Origin of the sequence: Lichenicoccus sp. (assembly GCF_965277665.1) — a bacterium.
GTDB lineage: Bacteria > Pseudomonadota > Alphaproteobacteria > Acetobacterales > Acetobacteraceae > Lichenicoccus.
Map to the genome: position 1 here is coordinate 1,970,999 of NZ_OZ255835.1, position 21,135 is coordinate 1,992,133.

20 protein-coding genes are annotated in these 21,135 nt (G+C 69.5%); 8 read left to right on the top strand and 12 right to left on the bottom strand.

Annotated elements, in window-relative coordinates:
- Complete coding sequence (locus tag ACQY4O_RS09040) at positions 1 to 1,845, top strand: glycoside hydrolase family 15 protein (RefSeq protein ID WP_428375922.1); 1,845 nt, start codon at positions 1 to 3, stop codon at positions 1,843 to 1,845.
- 57 nt (positions 1,846 to 1,902) lie between these two features.
- Here ACQY4O_RS09040 and ACQY4O_RS09045 read toward each other — a convergent pair whose 3' ends face one another.
- The 4 genes from ACQY4O_RS09045 to nadA form a co-directional block, all read right to left on the bottom strand.
- Complete coding sequence (locus tag ACQY4O_RS09045; RefSeq protein ID WP_428375924.1) at positions 1,903 to 3,045, bottom strand: hypothetical protein; 1,143 nt, start codon at positions 3,043 to 3,045, stop codon at positions 1,903 to 1,905.
- A 101-nt stretch (positions 3,046 to 3,146) separates the two neighbouring features.
- Complete coding sequence (gene nadC / locus ACQY4O_RS09050) at positions 3,147 to 4,004, bottom strand: carboxylating nicotinate-nucleotide diphosphorylase (RefSeq protein WP_428375926.1); 858 nt, start codon at positions 4,002 to 4,004, stop codon at positions 3,147 to 3,149.
- Positions 4,001 to 5,584, bottom strand: a complete 1,584-nt coding sequence (locus ACQY4O_RS09055) for an L-aspartate oxidase (RefSeq protein WP_428375928.1) — start codon at positions 5,582 to 5,584, stop codon at positions 4,001 to 4,003. The genes nadC and ACQY4O_RS09055 overlap by 4 nt, the downstream gene beginning before the upstream one ends.
- The gene (gene nadA, locus ACQY4O_RS09060; protein WP_428375930.1) at positions 5,581 to 6,558 is read right to left on the bottom strand and encodes a quinolinate synthase NadA; all 978 of its coding nucleotides are present in this window, start codon (positions 6,556 to 6,558) and stop codon (positions 5,581 to 5,583) included. Before nadA ends, ACQY4O_RS09055 begins: the two co-directional genes overlap by 4 nt.
- Positions 6,559 to 6,816: 258 nt before the next feature.
- On the opposite strand from nadA, the gene ACQY4O_RS09065 reads away from it, so the two are divergent.
- Both ACQY4O_RS09065 and ACQY4O_RS09070 read left to right on the top strand, forming a co-directional pair.
- Complete coding sequence (locus ACQY4O_RS09065) at positions 6,817 to 7,491, top strand: hypothetical protein (protein ID WP_428375931.1); 675 nt, start codon at positions 6,817 to 6,819, stop codon at positions 7,489 to 7,491.
- A gap of 4 nt (positions 7,492 to 7,495) precedes the next feature.
- Positions 7,496 to 8,080, top strand: coding sequence for a chemotaxis protein CheB (locus tag ACQY4O_RS09070; protein ID WP_428375932.1), 585 nt, complete (start codon positions 7,496 to 7,498; stop codon positions 8,078 to 8,080).
- Positions 8,081 to 8,123: 43 nt separating this feature from the next.
- Here the strand turns inward: ACQY4O_RS09070 and ACQY4O_RS09075 are convergent, their stop codons facing one another.
- The 3 genes from ACQY4O_RS09075 to ACQY4O_RS09085 are packed head-to-tail and all read right to left on the bottom strand — an operon-like array spanning position 8,124 to position 12,974.
- Positions 8,124 to 9,038: an NUDIX hydrolase gene (locus tag ACQY4O_RS09075; protein ID WP_428375934.1), complete on the bottom strand. Its 915-nt coding sequence runs from the start codon at positions 9,036 to 9,038 to the stop codon at positions 8,124 to 8,126.
- 2 nt (positions 9,039 to 9,040) lie between these two features.
- On the bottom strand, positions 9,041 to 10,474 hold the full coding sequence (locus tag ACQY4O_RS09080) for a sensor histidine kinase (RefSeq protein ID WP_428375936.1): 1,434 nt from the start codon (positions 10,472 to 10,474) through the stop codon (positions 9,041 to 9,043).
- Between the two features lie 40 nt (positions 10,475 to 10,514).
- The gene (locus ACQY4O_RS09085) at positions 10,515 to 12,974 is read right to left on the bottom strand and encodes an ATP-binding protein (RefSeq protein ID WP_428375937.1); all 2,460 of its coding nucleotides are present in this window, start codon (positions 12,972 to 12,974) and stop codon (positions 10,515 to 10,517) included.
- 148 nt (positions 12,975 to 13,122) lie between these two features.
- Here ACQY4O_RS09085 and ACQY4O_RS09090 point away from each other — a divergent pair, with 148 nt between their 5' ends.
- Positions 13,123 to 13,827, top strand: a complete 705-nt coding sequence (locus ACQY4O_RS09090; RefSeq protein WP_428375939.1) for a carbonic anhydrase — start codon at positions 13,123 to 13,125, stop codon at positions 13,825 to 13,827.
- Complete coding sequence (locus ACQY4O_RS09095) at positions 13,824 to 14,759, top strand: endonuclease/exonuclease/phosphatase family protein (RefSeq protein WP_428375941.1); 936 nt, start codon at positions 13,824 to 13,826, stop codon at positions 14,757 to 14,759. The genes ACQY4O_RS09090 and ACQY4O_RS09095 overlap by 4 nt, the downstream gene beginning before the upstream one ends.
- 194 nt (positions 14,760 to 14,953) lie before the next feature.
- On the opposite strand, the gene ACQY4O_RS09100 is transcribed toward ACQY4O_RS09095, so the two are convergent.
- Both ACQY4O_RS09100 and ACQY4O_RS09105 read right to left on the bottom strand, forming a co-directional pair.
- Positions 14,954 to 15,766 carry a DUF2076 domain-containing protein gene (locus tag ACQY4O_RS09100; RefSeq protein ID WP_428375943.1) on the bottom strand — a complete coding sequence of 271 codons (813 nt, stop codon included), beginning with the start codon at positions 15,764 to 15,766 and terminating at the stop codon, positions 14,954 to 14,956.
- Between the two features lie 70 nt (positions 15,767 to 15,836).
- Positions 15,837 to 16,250, bottom strand: coding sequence for a CoA-binding protein (locus ACQY4O_RS09105; protein WP_428375944.1), 414 nt, complete (start codon positions 16,248 to 16,250; stop codon positions 15,837 to 15,839).
- A gap of 82 nt (positions 16,251 to 16,332) precedes the next feature.
- Here ACQY4O_RS09105 and ACQY4O_RS09110 point away from each other — a divergent pair, with 82 nt between their 5' ends.
- The 3 genes from ACQY4O_RS09110 to ACQY4O_RS09120 all read left to right on the top strand — a co-directional run bounded on the left by ACQY4O_RS09110 (position 16,333) and on the right by ACQY4O_RS09120 (position 20,051).
- The gene (locus tag ACQY4O_RS09110; protein ID WP_428375946.1) at positions 16,333 to 17,202 is read left to right on the top strand and encodes a glycine--tRNA ligase subunit alpha; all 870 of its coding nucleotides are present in this window, start codon (positions 16,333 to 16,335) and stop codon (positions 17,200 to 17,202) included.
- Positions 17,203 to 17,206: 4 nt separating this feature from the next.
- Positions 17,207 to 19,270 carry a glycine--tRNA ligase subunit beta gene (glyS, locus tag ACQY4O_RS09115; RefSeq protein ID WP_428375947.1) on the top strand — a complete coding sequence of 688 codons (2,064 nt, stop codon included), beginning with the start codon at positions 17,207 to 17,209 and terminating at the stop codon, positions 19,268 to 19,270.
- A gap of 589 nt (positions 19,271 to 19,859) precedes the next feature.
- A complete protein-coding gene (locus ACQY4O_RS09120; protein WP_428378152.1) occupies positions 19,860 to 20,051 on the top strand; it encodes an HNH endonuclease in 192 nt (63 codons plus the stop codon).
- 72 nt (positions 20,052 to 20,123) lie between these two features.
- Here the strand turns inward: ACQY4O_RS09120 and ACQY4O_RS09125 are convergent, their stop codons facing one another.
- From ACQY4O_RS09125 to ACQY4O_RS09135, 3 genes are all read right to left on the bottom strand, one after another.
- On the bottom strand, positions 20,124 to 20,264 hold the full coding sequence (locus tag ACQY4O_RS09125) for a hypothetical protein (protein ID WP_428375949.1): 141 nt from the start codon (positions 20,262 to 20,264) through the stop codon (positions 20,124 to 20,126).
- A 126-nt stretch (positions 20,265 to 20,390) separates the two neighbouring features.
- Entirely contained in the window at positions 20,391 to 20,816 is a 426-nt protein-coding gene (locus tag ACQY4O_RS09130; protein WP_428375951.1) for a type II toxin-antitoxin system VapC family toxin, read from the bottom strand.
- Complete coding sequence (locus tag ACQY4O_RS09135) at positions 20,813 to 21,055, bottom strand: type II toxin-antitoxin system Phd/YefM family antitoxin (protein ID WP_428375952.1); 243 nt, start codon at positions 21,053 to 21,055, stop codon at positions 20,813 to 20,815. Before ACQY4O_RS09135 ends, ACQY4O_RS09130 begins: the two co-directional genes overlap by 4 nt.
- Positions 21,056 to 21,135 lie beyond the last annotated feature (80 nt).

Below are 21,135 nucleotides of genomic sequence, written 5' to 3' on the forward strand. Positions count from 1 at the left end.
ATGCGCAGCATCCAGGCTTACAACCCGATCGGCGACTATGGCCTGATCGGCGACACCCACAGCACCGCGCTGATCGATCGCCACGGCTCGATCGACTGGCTGTGCTGGCCGCGCCACGACAGCCCGGCCTTGTTCCTGCGCCTGCTCGATGCCGACAAGGGCGGCTGGTGCCGGGTCGAGCTCGACGATCTCGTTTCGGTGTCGCGGCGCTACGTGCCGCAGACCAACATCCTCGAGACGCGCTTCGTGACGCAGACGGGTGTTGCGGTTCTCACCGACCTGATGCCGGTGCATCCGCCGGAGACGCTCCCCGAGGAAGGTCCCGACGGTGAGACCGAAAGCCGGCTGATCCGCCTGGTCACTTGCGCGCAAGGCCGCGTCAGCGGACGCTTCGCGGTACGGCCCACCTTCAACTACGCCCGCACCCCCTGCACCGCGCACACCGACGGCGCGCACGCCGTGCTGTTCCGCTCGATCGACGAGACGCTGCGCGCGGTCTCGACCCATGCCGTGCTGGTACAAGACGGCATCGGCCACAGCGACTGGTCGCTGCAGGCGCACGGGCAGGCCTGCCTGGTGCTGACGCACGGCGAGGACGGCGATACGCCTCCCCTCGATGGCGTGCACGACGCGCTGGCGCGGCTCGACCGCACGCGCGGCTACTGGGAGCAGTGGAGCCGCACCTGCACCTACCAGGGGCCGTACCGCGACATCGTGCTGCGCTCGGTGCTGTGCCTCAAGCTGCTGACCTATTCGCCGACCGGGGCGATCATCGCAGCGCCGAGCGTGGGGCTGCCGGAAGCGGTGCCCGGCAACCGCAATTTCGACTACCGCTACACCTGGCTGCGCGACGCCTCGTTCACCGTCAGCTCGTTCGTGCGCCTCGGCTATACGCGCGAGGCGGCCGAGTACCTGCGCTTCCTGCGTCACGCCGATCCGACGCACGGGCGCGACCTCAAGCTGATGTACGGCATCGACGGCCCGGTCACGGCCCGGGAGGCGCTCGATCATCTCGAAGGCTGGTGCGGCGTCGGGCCGGTCGGCATCGGCAACGGCGCCGAGCGACAGACCCAGCTCGACATCTTCGGCGAATTCCTGATGTCGCTGCACGGCTTCCTCGACGCGGTCGACTTCAATCCGCCGCAGAAGACCAACGACCATCTGCCCGAGATCGTCAGCAACCTCGCCGAGCAGGTGATCCGGCTGCGCGGCGCGCCCGATCACGGGATCTGGGAGTTGCCCGGAGAGCCGCGCCAGATCCTGCACAGCAAGGGGATGCACCGCGTAGCACTCGACTGTGCGATCGCGATCGGCAAGCGGATCGGCCAGCCGGACCAGGCGACGATCGAGCGCTGGCGGCAGATCTCCGACGAGATCGAGCAGGAGTATCGCGAGCGGGGGTGGAACGAGGCGCGCGGCGCCTACACCATGTGGTACGGCTCGGACGTGCTCGACGCGTCGCTGCTCAGGCTGGTGCTGTACGAGGCGTTCGATCCGCAGGATCCGCGTGTCGCTGCGACGTTCGCGCGCATCGGCGAAGAACTCAGCGACGGCGACCTGCTGTATCGCTACCGTTTCGATGACGGGCTCGAAGGCACCGAGGCGACCTTCTCGGCCTGCTCGTTCTGGCGGGTCGGCGTGCTGGCGCTGATGGGAGTGACCCGCGAGGCGACCGAGCTGTTCGAGCGGCTGATCGGCCGTGGCAACGATCTCGGCCTGTTCGCCGAGCAGATCGTCGCCGCCACCGGCGAGCAGCGCGGTAACTTCCCGCAGGCTTTTACCCACATGGCGATCATCAACAACGCAGTGCGGCTGATGCGCCAGATCGATGCGGTGGGACTATAGGTTCACTGTGGCAGGGCGGCGGCGCAGACCCGCCGAGGCTGGTCCAGACCTCGATGGTCATGGAAAGGCGCAGATCTGTCTGAACGCGTTATCCGGCAGGATCTCGGTCAGGGTCGCGGACGGCACGACGTCGGGAAACGGGTCGAAGGCGTAGATGTACTGGCTGCCCCTGACGCTTATCACCAGGTTCTCGGTAGCGAAGCGGATGATGTGGCCACCCGCTTTTGCTGCCGCCGCTGCAACAAGCTTCTGGTCCGGGAACACCTGGCCGGCGAATTGCTTTGCAAATGCATCGGCACTCGACAGGTTGTGTGTAAACGAAACCAGATAGCCAAAGTCGTCGTAGAGATCACCGCCGGTACCGTTCTTGAAGAAGAACATCCGGTCGGTCTTGCCATCGTTGTTGACGTCGACATCCTCTTCCTTGTCGCTTTCGGCCTGCGTCGCAGATTCTTTGAAGAAGGGGCTGTAAGGACGGACCAGAGTTCGACAAAACGGTGACAACGCCGCTGCAAGCCTGGACCTTTTGGAGTCCTGGACCAATTCGGCCTTCTCTCCGGCTGTGAAACTCTCTGAGCCAGGCTTCAGCCGATTCGAGACATCACGGCATTTCGGATCGGACTCGACGTCGATGCGGCCGTAATCGGCCCGCTCATGCGGATCGCACTCAATCAAGGAACTCCCTTCGAAGGCGATGGCGCTGAGGTCGAAGGTGGAGCGTGAGTGGCCGCGATAGAAACGCATCCGGTCATAGACGTAGCGGCCATCTATGCTGAGCTTGAAGAACGTATTCGGGTCAACACCGCCCTGGCCGGACGTCATGGCACCATCCTCGGCCTTCGCTACGATCCGATGGCCGTCAGCAAGAACGCATGAGCCAGCATTCTGCATCCTGATGCCGTCAGACCACGGAGAGAAGTTTTCCGGGATTTCCGCGAGCTTGAGCATGGGGTCATTGGCATCTATCGGCGCACCGACGCCGGGGCTCTCGTCCGACAGGGCTCCAAAGCGTATCAGCACTCGGTTATGTGGCGGATCACACTGCAGGACTGCCACGTTGTTGCTGTAGTCTGCCCTTGCTTCGTGCGGCCTGAGCACCAGCGCAAGGAGCAGAGACAGGAGAAGAAGTCGGCGTATCGAGTTGTCGCGGCTCTTTCGCACAAACAAGGCTTCCATCACGCGTACGTTGTAGTCACGCAACGAGCCAAGCACACCGAAAAAGCCGGAATCAAGCTTCTTGTCATGAGGCAGGTCAGGGTCCTGGAGCCCTCAGGCTTGGGCGGCTCCAGGACGGGTTGGGCCTATCCCTGCCCCAGCACCTCGGTGTCCAGCCCGATATCCAGCACGGTGACGCTGTGCGTCAGCCAGCCGGCGGAGATCAGGTCGACGCCGGTCTCGGCGATGGCCGCAACACTCTGCGGCGTGATGCGGCCCGATGCCTCGGCGATGCCCTGCCCGTCGATCATCGCCACCGCCTCGCGCAGCATCGGTGGCGTCATGTTGTCGAGCAGGTAGGCGTCGGCGCCGACCGACAGCGCCTCGCGCAGCTGCTCCAGCGTATCGACCTCGACCTCTATCTTGACCAGGTGGCCCACCGCCTCGCGCGCGCGCAGGATCGCCACCATCACGCCGCCGGCCATGGCGACGTGGTTGTCCTTGATCAGCACGGCATCGTCGAGGCCGAAGCGGTGGTTCGCCCCGCCGCCGGCGCGGACGGCGTATTTCTGCACGGCGCGCAGCCCGGGCGTGGTCTTGCGGGTGCAGCTGATGCGCGCACGGGTATGGCGCACCGCCTGCACCAGCCGGGCGGTCGCACTGGCGATGCCGCTCAGGTGGCACAGGTAGTTCAGCGCGACGCGCTCGCCCATCAGGATGCCGCGCGCCGGCCCCTCGATGCGCGCAATGAGGTCGCCCGGCGCGAGCGCGCTGCCGTCCCCGATCAGCGTGGTGAAGCGCAGCCGCGGCTCGACCAGGGTGAAGGCGAGCCGCGCAAGGTCGATGCCGGCCAGCACGCCCGGATCGCGCGCCCGCAGCACGGTGCGCGAGACCAAGGCCGCCGGCACCACCGCGTCGGTGGTGATGTCGCCGGCGCGGCCGAGATCCTCCAGCAGCGCCGCGCGCACGAGCGGCTCCAGCATGAGGTCGGGCAGCGGCGTCATGACGCGCGCCGCTGCTGCGGCAAGGCACACAGCGCCCCAAAGAACGCTTGAGCCGCGGTCCAGACCCGGCGCACGGCGAGCTCGTGGCGAGCCGGATGATCGGTGCGGAAGTGCCCGCCCCGGCTCTCCTGCCGGGCCAGTGCGGATTGCGCGATCATCAGGCCGAGCAGCGCCGCATCGCTCGCCTGCGCCATCGGCGCAAGGGCGGCGACCGCCCGCTGCAGGCCGGCCGCATCGCGCAGCACGCCGACATCGCGCGACAGGATCTGCCGCACCGGCTGCAGCATCGGATCGCGGGCAGCGCCCGCCGGACCGGCCGCAGGCAACGGCACGGCGCGCGCGCTGGCCCCGGTCGGATGACGCTGCAGGCTGGCGGCCACCGCCTCGCCGCAGACGGCGGCCTCGAGCAGCGAGTTGCTGGCCAGGCGGTTGGCGCCATGCAGGCCGGTGCAGGCCGCCTCGCCGCAGGCCCACAGACCCGGCAGCGAGCTGCGTCCCTCGGCGTCCACCGCGATGCCGCCCATGTGGTAGTGCGCCGCCGGCCGGATCGGGATCGGCATGCTGGCCGGCTCGATGCCATGGCTGCTGCAGGCGGCATTGATGCCGGGGAAGCGGGTGGCGAAGCGCTCGCCGAGGGCGGTCCTTGCGTCGAGGAACACGCTGTGTCCGGCGGCCAGATGATGCCAGACCGCGCGCGAGACCACGTCGCGCGGCGCCAGTTCGCTCTGCATGAAGCGCGCGCCGGTCTCGTCGATCAGGGTGGCGCCCTCGCCGCGCACCGCCTCGCTGACCAGGCTCATTGGAGCCGAACCGGCCAATGCCAAGGGAGGGGCACCGCTCTGCACCGCGAGCGCGGTCGGGTGGAACTGGATGAATTCCAGGTCGCCGAGAGCGGCACCCGCGCGGGCCGCGACCGCGAGGCCGGAGCCGGTCGAACCGAGCGGGTTGGTGGTGTCGAGGAACAGACCACCGACGCCGCCGGTGGCAATCACCACCTGCCTGCTGCGGACGGTCTGCGGGCGCCCCTGCACGCGGATCTCGGCGCCTGCGACGGCGCCGTCCTCGACCAGCAGCCGGGTCAGCACCGCGCCTTCCACAACGGTGATGCTGGCGGTGGCGCGCACCGCGTCGGCCAGCGCGCGGACGATCTCGGCGCCGGTGCCGTCACCGCGTGCGTGCACGATGCGTCGCCGCGAGTGCGCCGCTTCCAGGCCCAGCATCGGCCGGCCATCGGCATCGCGATCGAAGCGCACGCCAAAGCCGGCCAGCCGCTCGATGGCGCGCGGGCCGCCGCCGACGATGGCCCGCACGGCCGTCTCGTCGCACAGCCCGTCGCCGGCGGCGAGCGTGTCGGCGACCTGCAGTGCCACGTCGTCATCGGCCCCGACCGCCGCCGCGATGCCGCCCTGCGCCCAGCCGCTTGACGCCTCGCGGGTCAGCGGCGACGCGCTGAGCAGCAGGCAGGGCGTCGGCGCCAGGCTCAGCGCCGCCATCATGCCGGCGAGCCCGGCGCCGGCGATCACCGGCAGGTCGTCGGGCCGCACCGCGATCGGCGTCGGGAAGCGCGCCAGCCGGGTCATAGCGCCAGCATCCGCTCGACCGCCTGTCGCGCCCGCACCGCAAGATGCGGCTCGATGCTGACCTCGTGCGTCATCGTCTCCAGGCTGCGCCGGATGGTGCCGAGCGTGATGCGCTTCATGTGCGGGCAGAGATTGCACGGGCGGACGAACTCGACGTTCGGATGCTGCACGGCGAGGTTGTCGCTCATCGAGCATTCGGTGATCAGCACCACGCGGGACGCGCGGCCGCTGGCGACATAGTCCGACATGCCGGCCGTCGAGCCGGCATAGTCGGCCTCGGCCACCACGTCGGGCGGGCACTCGGGATGCGCCAGCACCACGATACCCGGATTGTCGGCGCGCAGGCGGCGGATCTCGGCCGGCGTGAAGCGCTCATGCACCTCGCAATGCCCGGCCCAGGTGATCATGGTGATGCCGGTCTCGTTGGCGATGTTCTGCGCCAGGTACTCGTCCGGGATCATGATGACGCGGTCGGTGCCGAGGCTCTCGACGACGCGCTTGGCATTGCCCGAGGTGCAGCACAGGTCGCTCTCCGCCTTCACCGCCGCCGAGGTGTTGACGTAGGTCACCACCGGCACGCCCGGGTAGCGCTCGCGCAGCAGCCGCACGTCGGCCGCCGTGATGCTCTCGGCCAGCGAGCAGCCGGCGCGCAGGTCCGGGATCAGCACCCGCTTGGTCGGGTTCAGCAGCTTGGCGGTCTCGGCCATGAAGTGCACACCGGCCATGACGATGACGTCCGCATCGACGGTCTGCGCCTCGCGGGCCAGGGCCAGGCTGTCGCCGACGATGTCGGAGACGCAGTGGAAGATCTCCGGGGTCTGGTAGTTGTGCGCGAGGATGACCGCGTTGCGTTCCCGCTTGAGCCGCAGGATCGCCTCGACATCGTCCTCGAACAGGCGCCATTCCGCCCGTGGCACCACGCGTCGGACGCGCTCATAGAGGGCGTCGGTGCGCGCCGGAAGGTCCTGCAGCATCGTGCTTCCTTAATGCTCAATGTGAGCATAACAAAGTCCATAAAAAGACGCCGAGATGGCGCTGGTTGTTATGCTACTCCTGAGCATAAGCACGTCAGGCCGCAATTCAAGCCCCGCCCCGCAACCTCATGCCGCCCGGAGCCGGCCGCACGCAGCCGGCCGCAGGCGAATAACGTCGTGCCGGCTGCCGCGACTGGGCTATGGCTTGCGTCCGCGGGTTGCGCGGCACAGGGAGCTGCCTTGGTCGACAGGCTGTCCATGATCCGGAGCGGGGAGCGGGACAGGAGCCTCTATACCCGCCTCCTGGATAATGCGTTCGACCGTGCGCTGGCGCTGGACGGCAAGGCCTCGGCGGCGACGCTCGCGATGACCGGCATGTCCGGGCGCTCATACCGCACCCTGATCAACAACCTGGTCGCCTCGGTGCCCGATGCCAGGTATCTCGAGATCGGCTCCTGGATGGGCTCGACCGCCTGCGCGGTGATGGACGGCAATGCGGTCCGCATCGTCTGCATCGACAACTGGTCGCAGTTCGACGGGCCGAAGGATGCCTTCCTCGCCAACACCGCGGCCTGCATCAGCGCGCATGTCAGGTTCAGCTTCATCGAGAGTGATTTCCGCAAGGTGGACTATGCGGGCATCGGCCGGTTCAACATCTACCTGTTCGACGGCCCGCACAGCCCGCAGGACCATTTCGACGGCGTCGCGATGCCGCTGGTGGCACTCGACCACGAGTTCGTCTTCATCGTCGATGACTGGAACTGGGAAGGCGTGCGCTACGGCACCTTGCAGGCGCTGCGCGCCGCCGGCCTGAGGGTCCTGTACTCGATCGAGATCAGGACCACGCAGGATGGCACCCATGCTGCCCTCGCGCAGCAGGCCAGCGACTGGCACAACGGCTACTTCATCGCGGTCCTGCGCCAGGCGCATTGAACCGATGGCCGAGGCACCCCGGGATTTTCCCATTGTTTGCGTCGGCGGCTCGGCCGGCGGCCTGGACGCCTATACCCGCCTGCTGAGCAACCTTCCGGGCGACCTGGATGTGGCCATCGTCATCGTCAACCACCTGCGGCATTTCGCTACCAGGCTGCACGAGATCCTGCCCGCGTTTACGACGATGCCGGTGGCGCTGATCACCGAGCGGCTGCTGATCGTGCCGAACCGCGTCTTCATCATTCCGGAGAACCGCGACCTGCACGTGCGCGACGGCGCGTTCCGGCTGCGGCCGCTCTCCAAGCCGCGCGGCTGGCCGGACGTCATCACCGTCTTCCTGCGCTCCCTCTCGCAGCACTGGACCGGCAAGATCATCGCGGTGATCGTGTCCGGCTATGACGGCGATGGCGCGGCCGCCCTGAGCGGCATCAAGCAGGCCGGCGGCACCACGATCGCGCAGCTGCTGGAGACGGCAAAGCAGCCCGACATGCCGAGAAGTGCGATCGAAAGCGGCTGCATCGACTACGTGCTCTCGCCGGAGAACATCGCCCGCAAGATCAGGCAGATTGCCGGCGGCGGGGCAGTCTAGCGGGCCAAGGGCAGCGCCCTGGCCTTGCTTTTTCAGCAGCCTGCTAGCTCGGCCGCGTCATCGGCAGCTTGCTGCCTGCCACATGCCGGGCCTGCAGCACCTCGCGGCGGAACCGGAACAGCTTCGCCGGACGCCCGACCGCGCGATCGCCCAGCGCTCCGGTCTCCTCGACCAGGTTCTGCTGCTCGATCAGGCGGCGGAAATTCTGCTTGTGCAGCCGCCGGCCGGCCAGCGCCTCGAACACCAGCTGCAACTGCAGCAGGGTGAAGGTCGGCGGCATCAGCTCGAACACGACCGGGCGATACTTGATGCGCGCCCGCAGCCTGGCGATGCCGGTGGCCAGGATGCGGCGATGGTCGCGCAGCATCGGCCGGCCGGACGGTGCCGGATCATGCCCCGCCGCCTCCTCGACCAGCCCCGCCTCGTAGAGCAGCTCGTAGCGCTGCAGCACGAGCTCCTCGTCCCACGAGCTGCCCTGCAGCCCGAAGCCGATGCCGCCGCGCTGCCGCCGGGTTTCGCGCAGCTCCGGCGCCGACGCGGCCGCCCACGCCAGCACGCGGGCACCGAGGGCGCGGGCCGCCTGCACCCCGGCCTCGCCGCGCTGGTCCTCCCACGGGAAGTAGCCGTACCAGCCGCGCCACCCGGCATCCCCATCGTCGATGCGGGTCAAGGCGAGGTAGCTGATCGAGATCGCCCGCATCGGTCCCTCCGCGCGGTCGCGGTCGCCGAAGGTGTAGAGCTGCTCGACATAGCCGAGCGGATGATGCGTCTGGTGCTCCACCCAGGAACGCAGTCCGGACTGCAGCGAGCGGTGCGCCGGCTCCAGCGGACCCGACGGCAGCGCGGCACCCTCGCCGAGCGTCAGCACCCGTGGCGTGCCCTCGTGCACCGCCACCAGCACGGCGATCAGTTCGGCGTGCAGCGATGTCTGCTGGTCGCCGGTCCGGTCCGGCGCCATCGTCAGCCGGCCGGAATATCGGCTGCCGACACGATCTTAGGCGCATCGCCTGACGGCGACACGGCCGGCAGCGTCAGGACGACGCTGACGCCGCCAGGCCGGCCATTGCCGGCAGCGCTGTCGCCAGGCCGGCCATTGCCGGCAGCGCTGTCGCCAGGCCGGCCGCTGCCGGCAGCGCTGTCGCCAGGCCGGCCGCTGCCGGCAGCGCTGTCGATGGTGGCGATGCCGCCGCTCTGCAGGGCGAACCCATAGACCTGCGCCAGGCCAAGCCCGGTGCCGTGGCCCGGCGCCTTGGTGGAGAAGAACGGCTCGAAGGCATGGTCCAGCGCCTCGCGGCTCATGCCCGGGCCGTTATCGGCCACCATGATGCGCAGCCAGCCCGGATGCTCGCGGTTGGCGCCCGCTGGCCGCCGCGCCGGACCGGTGGTGATCGCAAGCTCCGAGCCGCGACGGCCCTCCATCGCGTCACGCGCATTCGAGGCAAGGTTGAGCAGCGCCCGCTCGAGCTGGTCGCGGTCGACGCGCACCGGTGCCAGATCGCCCGCGAGCGCCAACCTTAGGCGCACGCCCGATCCGAGCGTGAGCCGCAGCAGCTGCTCGGTCTCGCGGATGACCGCATCGACATCGAGCAGGGTCGGCGCCACCGGCTGCTGGCGCGCGAACGCCAGCAGCCCCTCGACCATGCGCTCGCCGAGCCGCGATGCCTCGATGGCATTCTCCAGCGGCCGCGCCAGCCGCGGCTCCGGGCTCTCGCCCCACTGCGCATGCAGCCGCGATCGCAGGATCTCCAGGCTGCCGAACAGGGCGGTCAGGATATTGTTGAAATCATGCGCGACGCTGCCGGTCATGCGCCCCAGCGCCTGCAGCCGCTCGGTACGCAGCAGCGCGCTCTCCGCCTGCTCGCGCGCCGCGATCTGCTCGAGCAGGCGGGTGTTGGTCTCGACATATTGCCGCGTGCGCTCGTCGACCTGCTCCTCGAGCGTGGCGTTCAGGTCGGCCAGCCGGCGCACGCTGTCGGCATTGCCCAGTGCGTAGCGCACGGTGCGCTCGAAGGTCGCGACGTCGAAGCCGCCCTTGATCAGGAAGTCGTTGGCGCCGGCCTCGGCCGCCTTGCTGTCGATCATGTGCGAGCCGGTCAGCATCACGATCGGCGCCAGGATGCCTGCCGCCCGCACCGAGCGCACCAGTTCGAGGCCGCTCTCGGCGCCGACATGATGGTCGACCAGGTAGCAGTCGTACTGCCCCTCGCGCATCGCGGCCAGCCCGTCGGCGACGCGCATGACATGGTCGACCTTGTAGTCGCGCAGCCGGCCCGGACGGCGCGACGGTGACAGCATCGCGCACAGCGTGATGAACACGTCCGGGCTGTCGTCGATCAGCAGCAGACGCAGCGGCCCGGGCCGGCCGTGCTCAGGGTCAGGCGTCGCGGCGCTCAAGCGGCTGTCCCGTCTCGCAAGCGGCGATCGGCAGGCATGGTCATGCAGGGTCCCCGGCGGTGCGCGTGCCATCCGGCGCGCCCGCCGCTTCCTCTAGCTTGCCCGGATCGGGTTCGACCAGGGTGAAGCTGAAGCACGCGCCGGTCCCGCTCGGCGGCACGCCGGCCGCGATGGCGCCGCCATGCGCCGAGACGATCCGCTGGCAGATCGCAAGCCCCAGCCCCAGCCCCTGCGTGGCTGCGGCGGACCGGTTGGGAAAGCGCCGGAACGGCTCGAACAAATGCGGCGCATGCGCCGGATCGAAGCCCACGCCGTTATCGGCGACCTGCACCTGCACGATGCCGCCCACCGCCGGCCGGGCCTCGGCCACGACCTGCAGCGGCCGCTCCGGATCGCGATACTTCACCGCGTTCGAGAACAGGTTCTGGAATACGCGCCGGACCTGCGCGCGATCGGCGCGCACCGACACCGCGCCGAGACCGTCGAGGTCGATGCGCGACTCCGCGAGCACCGCGTGTGCCAGTTCCGGCGATACCGACACCCCCCTGCGGATATCCTCCAGGGCCTCGCCGGCGACGTCGCGCAGCGGCACCGGGTGCGAGCGATCGGCCTGGTGACCGGCGACGGCGAGGCGCGAGAGCTCGCCGACCATGTCCTGCATCCGGGCCGCCGACCGTACCACCGACTGGGTCAGCTGGCGCAGGTCCGCCACCGTCGCCGGGGCCGCCGGCCGATCCGCGGGCAGGTCCTCGAGCCCCTCACCGATCGCTTCGGACAGCACCTGGATCTGCCACAGCGGCTCCCTGAGGTCGTGCGCCGCGGCATCGGCGAAGAACCTGGTCTCCTCGCTGCGCCGCCGCAGCTCCTGGTTGCCGCGCGCGATCCCGGCGGCCCGGGCGAGCAGGGCCTCGCCGAGGACATCGCGCAGCGCCAGCGCCACCGCACGGTCGGCCTCCGACCAGTGCGCCGACTGGCCGCGCACGGCCTGCGACCAGGCAGCGAACGAGGCCCGCGGCGACAGCGCGGGCAGCCCCGAATCGGGCCCGGCCGCGGACCGGCGTCCCGTATCGACCGGCTTCTCCGGGTTGCCGGCCCAGGTCACCACGCGTGCGAGCTCGCGCCGCAGCAGCAGCAGCCAGCCCGCGCCGGGCAGCCGGATCGCCAGCAGGCCGCAGGGTGCGGCGTCGTCCGCGGCGAGCGCGCTTGCGAGATCCGGCGGCAGCAATCCGGGCAACGCGTTGGTCTGCAGCGATGGTTCAGGCGCCCCCAGCTCGCCTGGGGCTTCCCGCTCATCGAGCCAGGCACACAGAAGTTCGAGGATCGCATCCGGCGGTGCGGCGCCGATCCGCACCGGCTCGAGGCCCGGGATGCGTGGGCAGGCCGCAACCCCGTCGGCCTCGCACGCGGCGAGCAACAAAGCCGGGCTGTCCGCGTCGGGCGGCGGCCCGGGCGGCTGCGGCCGGCCCGCTGCATCGGGCAACCGGATGCCGGCGAGCAGGACGCCGCTCGCCGCTCGCAGCCGCGCGGTGCGCCGCTCGGCCAGGCCCGCTTCGAGTTCGGCGAGGCGCCAGGACAGCGCGCGCGCGAGGATCTCGGCGGCCAGGCGTATCTCGGGGCCGACATGCAACGGCCCCTGCAGGTGATGGCAGGCGAACAGGCCCCAGAGGCCGCCTTTGCCGTCGCGTATCGCAATCGACATCGAGGCGAATACGCCCATGTTGGCGAGGTAGGTCAGGTGCACCGGCGCCACGCCGCGCAGCACCGCGCGCGACAGGTCGACGGGCGCGTCGCCGCCAGCGAGGTTCAGCAGACGCGACGGCTGGGCGCGCGCATCCGGGATCAGCCGCACCGCCGCGCTGTTGTAGAGCCCGCGTGCCGGCGCCGGGATGTCGCTGGCCGGGAAGCGCAGGCCGAGATAGGACGCAGGCAGTGCCGGATCCGCCGGCACGGAATCGGGGTGCAGCGCCTCGGCGACCACCTCGCCGCTGCCGTCGCCGAGCAGGCGGTAGGCCATCACCCGGTCGAACCCGCTCACCTGCCCGATGGCCGCGACCGCGGCCTGGCAGGCGGCAGAGCTCCCGGTCTGCCGCTGGATGGCGGCCAGGCCCCGGTTCAGGCGCTCCAGCAGGCCGCGCGGCTCGGCGGCCGCCGGCCCGACGGGCTCGAGTTCCAACAAAGCCTCGCCGCTCGCCCCGGTGCAGGCTCCGGGACGCAAGGTCGCGTCCCACAACGCCCCCCGCGCATCGCGCAGCAGGCCGAGCGGCAGGTCGCCGGCACCGTGGGGCTGGAGTGCCATCGCGCGCTCGAGCTGTTGCCGGGCTTCGGGATCGAGATAGGCCGCCGGATGTGTCGCGTGCTCGCCGCCGGCATTCTCGCTGGCCGCGATGACGCGGAGCGCGCCCCCGGCCTGGTGCAGCACGAGCAGGACGCCATGCGGCTGGATCAGGCCCGGACTATGGATCGGCTCGACGTCGCAGGCGGTGAGAGGGGCCTCAGGCAATGAATTCCCTTCTCGCAGCCGTTGCCTCTACACTCTATTCCACACGCCCAAGGACCGCGAGAGCCTCAAGTGTGCTGCCTCCGAGAAACGCCTGCCTATCTCGGAGGCAGCACACTCGCGTTCTGAGACGGCTAGAGGAGAAAGGCCGGTGCCGGACACCGATTCATCGCTCTCGACGCTGCTCGACGGGGTCCGGCACTTCTCCGCCGAGGTGTTCCCGTCGAACCGCAAGATGTTCTCCGAGCTGGCCCGGGGGCAGGCGCCGCACACGCTGTTCATCACCTGCGCCGACAGCCGGGTCAGCCCCGGCATGATCACCCAGAGCGCGCCCGGCAACCTGTTCAACCTGCGCAACATCGGCAACATCGTTCCGGCCTACGGCGAGATGCTCGGCGGTGTCTCGGCGGCGATTGAATATGCCGTGGTGGCGCTGGGCGTCAGCCACATCATCGTCTGCGGCCATTCGGACTGCGGCGCCATGAAGGCGATGATCGAGCCGCACAAGCACGGGCTGGAGCGCATGCCGACGGTCGCGTCCTGGCTGCGCAACGCCGAGGCGGCCCGCGCGGTGACGCAGGCGCTGCTGTCGCAATCCGACGCTCGCGAGAGCAAGGATCCAGCCGGGGACGGCGCCCGCGCGGTCACGACCATGGCCGAGCAGAACGTGCTGCTGCAGCTTTCGCACCTGCGCACCCATCCGGCGGTCGCCGCCCGGCTGGCCGACGGTCGCCTGCAGATCCAGGGCTGGCTCTACGACATCGCCTCCGGGACGGTGCGCATCCTCGACGAACTGACCCGCAGCGCGATCAGCCTGCAGGAGGCCCAGGCAAGGCTGCAGCGGCCACCAGGGTGAAACGCGTCCTGGCGATCTGCCTGCTGCTGGCTGCGCCCGCGGCCCAGGCTACCCCAACGACCCAGGCTGCCCCGACGACCCAGGCTACCCCGACGACCCAGGCTACCCCGCCGACCGCGATCAAGCTTGCGACCTGGAACCTGGAATGGCTCACCACGCGGCCGACCGGCGATCCGTCGCTGCCGGACGACGCGACGACGAAGCGTCCCGAGGATATCGCGACACTGGCCGCCTACGCCGCGCATCTCGATGCCGATGCGGTCGGCATCGAGGAGGTGGACGGACCCGAGATCGCCGCTAGGATCTTCCCGCCGGACCGCTACCAGATCTTCATGACCGGCGACCATGTCGTGCAGCGCGTCGGCCTTGCGGTGCGTCGCGGCTTCGAGGTGACCCGCAACCCCGACCTGCTGGCGCTCGATGTCACCCGCCCCGAAGCCGCGCACCATCTTCGCAGCGGCCTCGACGTCACCCTTAGTCTTCCTGGCAGTGGGGCCGGCCTGCGCCTGCGCATCCTCGTGGTGCATCTGAAGACCGGATGCTGGCGGCTCGGCTTCGGCGACACCGAGCCGTACCAGTGCAAGCTGCTGCACCGGCAGCTGGAGGTGCTGAAGGCGTGGCTGGCGGCGCGGCAGGCGGAGCACGTCCCGTTCGTGCTGATGGGCGACTTCAACCGCAACATGCCGGCGCACGACGTGTTCCTCGATGCGCTCGACGCCTCGTCGCCGATGGTGCTCGCCACCAGCGGCCATATCAGCCCATGCTGGGGCGGCGAGGACTTCATCGACCACATCTTCGCCGGCGGTCCGGCAGCGCCCTGGCTGGAGCCGCAGACGCTGCGGGTCATGGTCTATCGGGAGACCACCCCGGAGATGAAGGAGCGGTTGTCGGATCACTGCGCCGTCAGCGTCCAACTCAAACCGGCCCCTTGAAAACGCCTGCTGCTGGCGATCCGACGCGCCTTTTCTGCGCTCCGCTGCTCACGGCCCCGTCTTTCAAGTATGGGGAGGCCGCTGCGCTGCGGTGCTCGGAAAGTCACGCCGGGCGCGACCCTGCGGGCCGCTCTCATCCAGCATCAGGCGTTTTTAACGGGCCTCTGATGTCCAGCCTCTGATGTTATGACCCTTTAGAAGCTGCTGCTGTCGTCGTCCCAGCCGCCGCCGCCGCCGCCGCTGTTGTCGTCGAAGCCGCCGCTGTCGAAGCCGCCGCCGCCGCTGCCGAAATTCGGGTCGACATCGGTGCCCTGGCCGCCGAACGGATCGCCGCCGGCGCCGGTGGCGGCATCGCCGTAGTTGTTGTTGACGATGGTCTCGCCACCGCCGCCGAAGCCGCCGCCGCCGAGGCCGCCACCACCGAGGCCGCCCTCGTGGCCGCTGAACATGTCCATCAGCGCATTGCCGACGACCATGCCGCCGGCGACGCCCGCAGCCGTGGTCAGCGCCGAGCCAAGGAACCCGGAGCCGCCATGCTGCTGGAACATCCCCGGCTGATAACCCGGCGGATAGCTCGGCTGCGGCGGCGGCATCTGGCCATAGTTCGGCGGCGCTTGATTATAGCCCGGCGGCGCCTGGCGCTGCTGGCCGCCGCCGAACAGGCCACCGAACAGACCACCGCTGCGCTGCTGACCAGCCTGCTGCTGCGCCGCCTGGATCGCCTGCTGCGCCTGCATCTGGGTCTGCTGCAGCTCCCATTCGAGCCGCTTGATGCGGTTCTGTGCCTCCGCCAGGGCCGCTTCCTGCACCACCGCGGTCTGCGTGATCCGGTAGCGGGCCTGCGGATACTGGTTGAAGTTGTCCGCGATGAACCGGTCGGCCTCTGCATCGATCGGCGGCAGGTTCGGCTGCGTCGCCGGCACGCTGGCGCCGAACCCGCCCCCCTGCGGCTGGCCGGAGACCCGGGCGATGAACCGGGCGATGAGGTCGCGTTCCTCGTTGGTCATGGCAGCATGATCCATCCAGATTGCAGAACGTTGATGTGGCCGCGCGCGTATCGAGCGTCAAGCGGCGGGATCAGGCAGCCCACTCGATCTTCGGGCACCGGTCCATCACCACGCGCAGCCCGGCCGCCCGCGCTGTCGCGGCCGCCGCCTCGTCGATCACGCCGAGCTGCAGCCAGAGCGTGCGCGCGCCCAGCCTGATCGCCTCGCCCGCGATGCCGGCGACGTGCCCGGAGGCGCGGAACACGTCGACCATGTCGAGCGGCGCCGCATCGGCAAGCAGCGATACCACCGGCTGGCCAAGCAGGAGCTGTCCCGCGAGACCCGGATTGACCGGCACCACCGTGAAGCCCCGGGCGAGCAGGAAGCGCATGACGCCGTGCGACGGCCGCGCCGGATTTGCCGACGCGCCGACCAGCGCGATGCGCCTGGTGTCGGACCTGATCTGCTCGATCAGGGCCAGGTCAGAACGTTCGTCCGCTGCCATGGGGTGCTCCTTGCTTGCTGGCGCCCGGCCCCGAACCTATGGTGCCGCCCCCGCATCGACCACCCTCCACCGGAGAGCGCGCGTGTCCCTGGCGCCGGATCTGAACACGAGCTTCCAGTCGCTGATCCTCAGGCTGCACGCGTTCTGGTCGGACCAAGGCTGCGCCATCCTGCAGCCGTACGATATCGAAATCGGCGCCGGCACGCTGTCGCCGCATACCAGCCTGCGGGCACTCGGCCCGCGACCGTGGCGCACCGCCTACGTGCAGCCGTGCCGGCGGCCGTCGGACGGCCGCTACGGCGAGAACCCGAACCGGCTGCAGCACTACTACCAGTATCAGGTGCTGCTGAAGCCCACACCCGCGGACAGCCAGGCGCTGCTGCTCGAAAGCTACCGCGCGATCGGCATCGATCCCGCCCTGCACGACATCCGCTTCGTCGAGGATGACTGGGAGAACCCGACCATCGGCGCCTGGGGCCTGGGCTGGGAGGTCTGGTGTGACGGCATGGAAGTGACCCAGTTCACCTATTTCCAGCAGGTCGGCGGCATCCCGGTGGCGCTGCCCTCGACCGAGCTGACCTACGGGCTGGAGCGGCTGGCGATGTATGTGCAGGGCGTCGAGCGGGTGTACGACCTCGACTATGACGGGCATGGCCTGACCTATGGCGACGTGTTCCTGCGCGCCGAGCGCGACTACTCGCGGCATAATTTCGAGCTGGCCGATACCGCCATGCTGCACCGGCATTTCGACGACGCCGAGCGCGAGAGCCTGGCGCTGGTGGAGGCGGGCGTGGCGCAGCCGGCCTACGACCAGTGCCTGAAGGCGAGCCATCTGTTCAACCTGCTGGATGCGCGCGGGGTGATCAGCGTGACCGAGCGCGCAAGCTATATCGGCCGTGTCCGCACCCTCGCCCGGCGCGCCTGCGAGGCGTGGCTAGCGGGCGAGGCCTGAGCCGATGCCCGAACTGCTGATCGAGCTGTTCTCCGAGGAGATCCCCGCGCGCCTGCAGCGTGACGGCGCCGATAGTCTCGGCCGTCTGGTGTCGGAGGCGCTGGCGCCGCTCAACCCCCGCCACACGCATCTCTACTGGGGCCCGCGCCGGATCGCGTTGTCCGCCGACCTCGATGCTGCGGTGCCGGGCAGCACCAGTTCCGAACGCGGCCCACGCGAGAGCGCGCCCGAACAGGCACTGGCCGGCTTCCTGCGCAAGCACAACGCCCGCCGGGATGCGTTGCGTGCTGAGAACGGCTTCTGGGTGCTGGACCGGCGGCACGCCCCGATCGCGGCGCACCAGCTGATCATGCAGACGCTGCCCGGGCTGCTGCGCCGGTTCCCGTGGCCGAAAGCGATGCGCTGGGGTGCGGGCAGCGGCTTGCTCTGGGTGCGCCCGCTGCGCCGCATGCTCTGCCTGCTGGACGGTGCGCCGGTGCCGTTCACTCTTGCCTTGCCCGGCGCCGACGACGGCCACGGGCTGGTGGCCGGCGCGTCGAGCGAAGGCCATCGTTTCCTGTCTCCGGGCGGCTTTACGGTCACCGGCGTGCAGGACTGGCAGGACGGCCTGCGCGCGCGCCACGTGCTGGTCGAGGCCGGCGAGCGCGCCTCGCTGATCCGCGACGGCATCGCGCGTCTGGCGCAAGAAGCCGGCTTCGTCGCGGTGCCGGATGACGGCCTGCTCGAGGAGGTAGCCGGCCTGGTGGAGTGGCCGGTGCCGCTGCTGGGCCGCATCGATGCCGCCTACATGGACCTGCCGTCCGAGGTCATGCAGGTCAGCATGCGCGTCAACCAGCGCTACTTCGCGCTGCGCCGGCCGGACGGCTCGGCCGCCCCGGCCTTCATCTTTGCGGCCAATACGCTTGCATCGGATGGCGGCGCGCTCACGGTGGCGGGCAACGAGCGCGTGCTGCGCGCCCGCTTCTCGGATGCGCGGCATTTCTGGGACCTCGACCGCGCGGTGCCCCTGGCAAGCCGGGTTGCCGCCCTCGATGCGGTGACCTTCCACGCCGCCCTCGGCAGCCAGGGCGACCGCATCGCACGGATCGCGCGGCTGGCGACGCGGATCGCCCCGATGGTCGGTGCCGACCCGGCGCACGCGGCACGCGCGGCCCATCTCGCCAAGGCAGACCTGTCGACCGGCATGGTCGGCGAGTTCCCCGAGCTGCAGGGCGTCATGGGCGGCTACTATGCCGGCCATGACGGCGAGGCGCCGGAGGTGGCGGCAGCGATCCGCGAGCACTACCAGCCGCGCGGCGCCGGCGACGGCGTTCCGCATGCGCCGGTGTCGGTCGCGGTGGCACTCGCCGACCGCCTCGACAGCCTCGCCGCCCTGTTCGCCGCCGGCGAGAAGCCGGGCGGCTCGGGGGACCCCTATGCACTGCGCCGCGCCGCCCTGGGCGTGATTCGCATCGTGCGCGACAATGCGCTGCGCCTGGATGTGTTTGCGTTGTTCCGCGCCGCCGCCGAGGCGCTGCCGGACCCGCTGCGCGCCGCGCCCGACCTCGCTCTGCTGCCCGGCTTCATCGCCGAGCGCCTGCGTGTGCAGCTGCGTGCCGACGGTGCACGGCACGACGTGCTGGCGGCGGTGAACGCGACCGGGCTGGATGGCGACCTCGTGCGCGCGCTGGCCCGCACGGATGCCGTCAGCACGCTGCTCGGCAGCGAGGACGGCCGCAACCTTTTGGCGGCGGCCAGGCGGGCGGCGAACATCCTGCGTATCGAGGAGCGCCGCGACGGTCCATACGAGGCGGAGCCCGATCCATCGCTCTACTCCCAGAACGAGGAGCGGGCGCTGGCGGCGGCGCTCGGCGAGACCCTGCCGCGCGTGGTAACGGAAATCGCGGCGGAGCGATTCGAGGTGGCGATGACCAAGCTGTCCACCCTGCGCCGGCCGCTGGACGCCTTCTTCGACGCGGTCACGGTGAATGCCGACGATGCCGCGACGCGACGCAACCGGCTCCGCCTGCTGGCAGCACTCCGTGGCGGCATGGCACGGGTCGCGGATTTCGCCGTGATCGAAGGCTGAGCTGCTCGGCAGGAACCGTCCGCACACGTCGCCGACCCAATCGCGACAGGGCACTCAGAACGAAGCTCTCCGGAGACTCGATTTCAGGTGACAGAGCGAAATGCGTAAGTTACCGGACCGGAACGAACTGATGATGTCGTTTAATCAGAACGTGTAGGGTTTCAGGATGAGCCTTCGCCGATGCCTTCGTGAACCAGTGCCGGAAATCGAGGTGGCAGCCCAACGTCTGCGCGATGCGGTATCTTCGCACTTGCGGGGTGAGCGCGACGCGGCGGACGAGCTGTTGCGTCTGGCTGACGACAAGGTGGTCCGAGACTGGTTAAACTCGGTCTGGGGAAAGGCGACCATGTACAATCAGCCTCTTCGGAAATCGGCTACTCCATCCAGGCTTCCCGAAGCTCATCGAAGCAAGCCGCGAGATCCGACCGAAGAGACGATAACTCTCATCCACGAAAGAGACGGCTACTACTGCCGATTCTGCGGGATACCGGTCATCCGGGACCGAGTGAGGCTCGCGATCCGTCGGGAGTATCCGAAAGCGGTACCTTGGGAGAGAGCGAATATTGCTCAGCATGCGGCCTTCCAGTGCATGTGGGCGCAATACGATCACATCGTGCCACACGCCCGCGGTGGCCGGAGTGACCTCGAGAATGTCTACCTGACTTGCGCCGCCTGTAACTACGGGCGGGGCGACTTCCTACTCGAGGATATGGATCTCATTCATCCGGGCCTGCACTGCCCACGACAGGGGACCTGGAACGGCCTGAAGGACTTCCGGTAGCAGACTTCGGACCGCTTCGGCCGAGTGTCCTGCGGCGCCGGCACCCTGGTCGAACGCGCGGGCCTCACATCATCAGATCAGTCCGGCCAGCCGTGCGCGCTGCATCGGACCAGTCGCGTTGCCGCGACTCCGCTCGCCGAGCCGATCCTGATCCCGCTTCACCAGGCGATCCGCGAACTCACCGGCCTGCCCGGGTGAAGGTTCACCGGTCATAATGGGTGGCACGCGACGCCGTGCCCGGCTTCGTGCAGGACGGCTGGGCGGTGCGTCTGCAGCTTTCGAACGGGATCGGAGCCAGAGCATCCGGCCTGCTGCGGTGATCGGGCCGAGCCGGGAACCTCAGGGCAGCAAGCCGGGCACACCCAGAAGCGATGCGGCATCGTGGAGCCGGCGGTCGAGCGTGCAGAGTGTCGCACCATGATCGGCGCAGATCGCAAGATGCAGCGCGTCGGCCGCGCGCAGCCCCAATTCATGCTGGTCGGCAAGACGGGCGGCGGCCCGGAACTGGGCTCGCCCGACGACGAGGATCGTGAAGCTCTCCGAACTCAGGCGGGTGAACATCGCCAGCGCGCCGGCGCGGTGCGACGCGGCGATCTGGCCGGAGCGCAGCTTGATCGACAGGGCGGAGGAAAATTCCGTGGTCACCCAGTCGCTGATCACCAGGCTATCGGGCGCCTGCGCGCCCAGCCAGTCCTGCATGCGCGCAGTCTGCGCCTCGTTCGTGAGGGCTGCGACCAGCAGCGACGTATCGAGATAGAGCGTCAATACCGCTCGTCGTCACGCACCGCACGCATGAAGCCGCCAGCGCTCTCGGGCTGCATCGGCATGCGATCGGTGACGCCCCGGAGCATCGCCGGATCGATGCTCGCGCGCACGCCTCGGATGGCGGAGATCTGCGCCACCGGTTTGCCGCGCCGGATTATCCGCACCGGCTCGCCGGCCGCCGCCTGCTCGACCAATGCGCTGAGACGGGCCTTGGCATCGGCCAGATTGACGCTCTGCACGAGCTCGATCCCTTCATGACCATCTGGTTGGTCAGATATCGCGTCTTGCCCGCGAAGATCAAGGGCCTGGTGCCGCGTCC

Bases quoted from the DNA above. Each gene is read 5' to 3' on its own strand.
- ACQY4O_RS09125 (WP_428375949.1), bottom strand. From the start codon at position 20,264: ATGACCGGTGAACCTTCACCCGGGCAGGCCGGTGAGTTCGCGGATCGC.
- ACQY4O_RS09075 (WP_428375934.1), bottom strand. From the start codon at position 9,038: ATGGCGCCGGACCGGACCGGCGACCAGCAGACATCGCTGCACGCCGAA.
- ACQY4O_RS09120 (WP_428378152.1), top strand. From the start codon at position 19,860: ATGTGGGCGCAATACGATCACATCGTGCCACACGCCCGCGGTGGCCGG.
- ACQY4O_RS09105 (WP_428375944.1), bottom strand. From the start codon at position 16,250: ATGGCAGCGGACGAACGTTCTGACCTGGCCCTGATCGAGCAGATCAGG.
- nadC (WP_428375926.1), bottom strand. From the start codon at position 4,004: ATGACGCCGCTGCCCGACCTCATGCTGGAGCCGCTCGTGCGCGCGGCG.
- ACQY4O_RS09040 (WP_428375922.1), top strand. From the start codon at position 1: ATGCGCAGCATCCAGGCTTACAACCCGATCGGCGACTATGGCCTGATC.
- ACQY4O_RS09065 (WP_428375931.1), top strand. From the start codon at position 6,817: ATGATCCGGAGCGGGGAGCGGGACAGGAGCCTCTATACCCGCCTCCTG.
- ACQY4O_RS09100 (WP_428375943.1), bottom strand. From the start codon at position 15,766: ATGACCAACGAGGAACGCGACCTCATCGCCCGGTTCATCGCCCGGGTC.
- nadA (WP_428375930.1), bottom strand. From the start codon at position 6,558: ATGCTGCAGGACCTTCCGGCGCGCACCGACGCCCTCTATGAGCGCGTC.
- ACQY4O_RS09070 (WP_428375932.1), top strand. From the start codon at position 7,496: ATGGCCGAGGCACCCCGGGATTTTCCCATTGTTTGCGTCGGCGGCTCG.
- glyS (WP_428375947.1), top strand. From the start codon at position 17,207: ATGCCCGAACTGCTGATCGAGCTGTTCTCCGAGGAGATCCCCGCGCGC.
- ACQY4O_RS09055 (WP_428375928.1), bottom strand. From the start codon at position 5,584: ATGACCCGGCTGGCGCGCTTCCCGACGCCGATCGCGGTGCGGCCCGAC.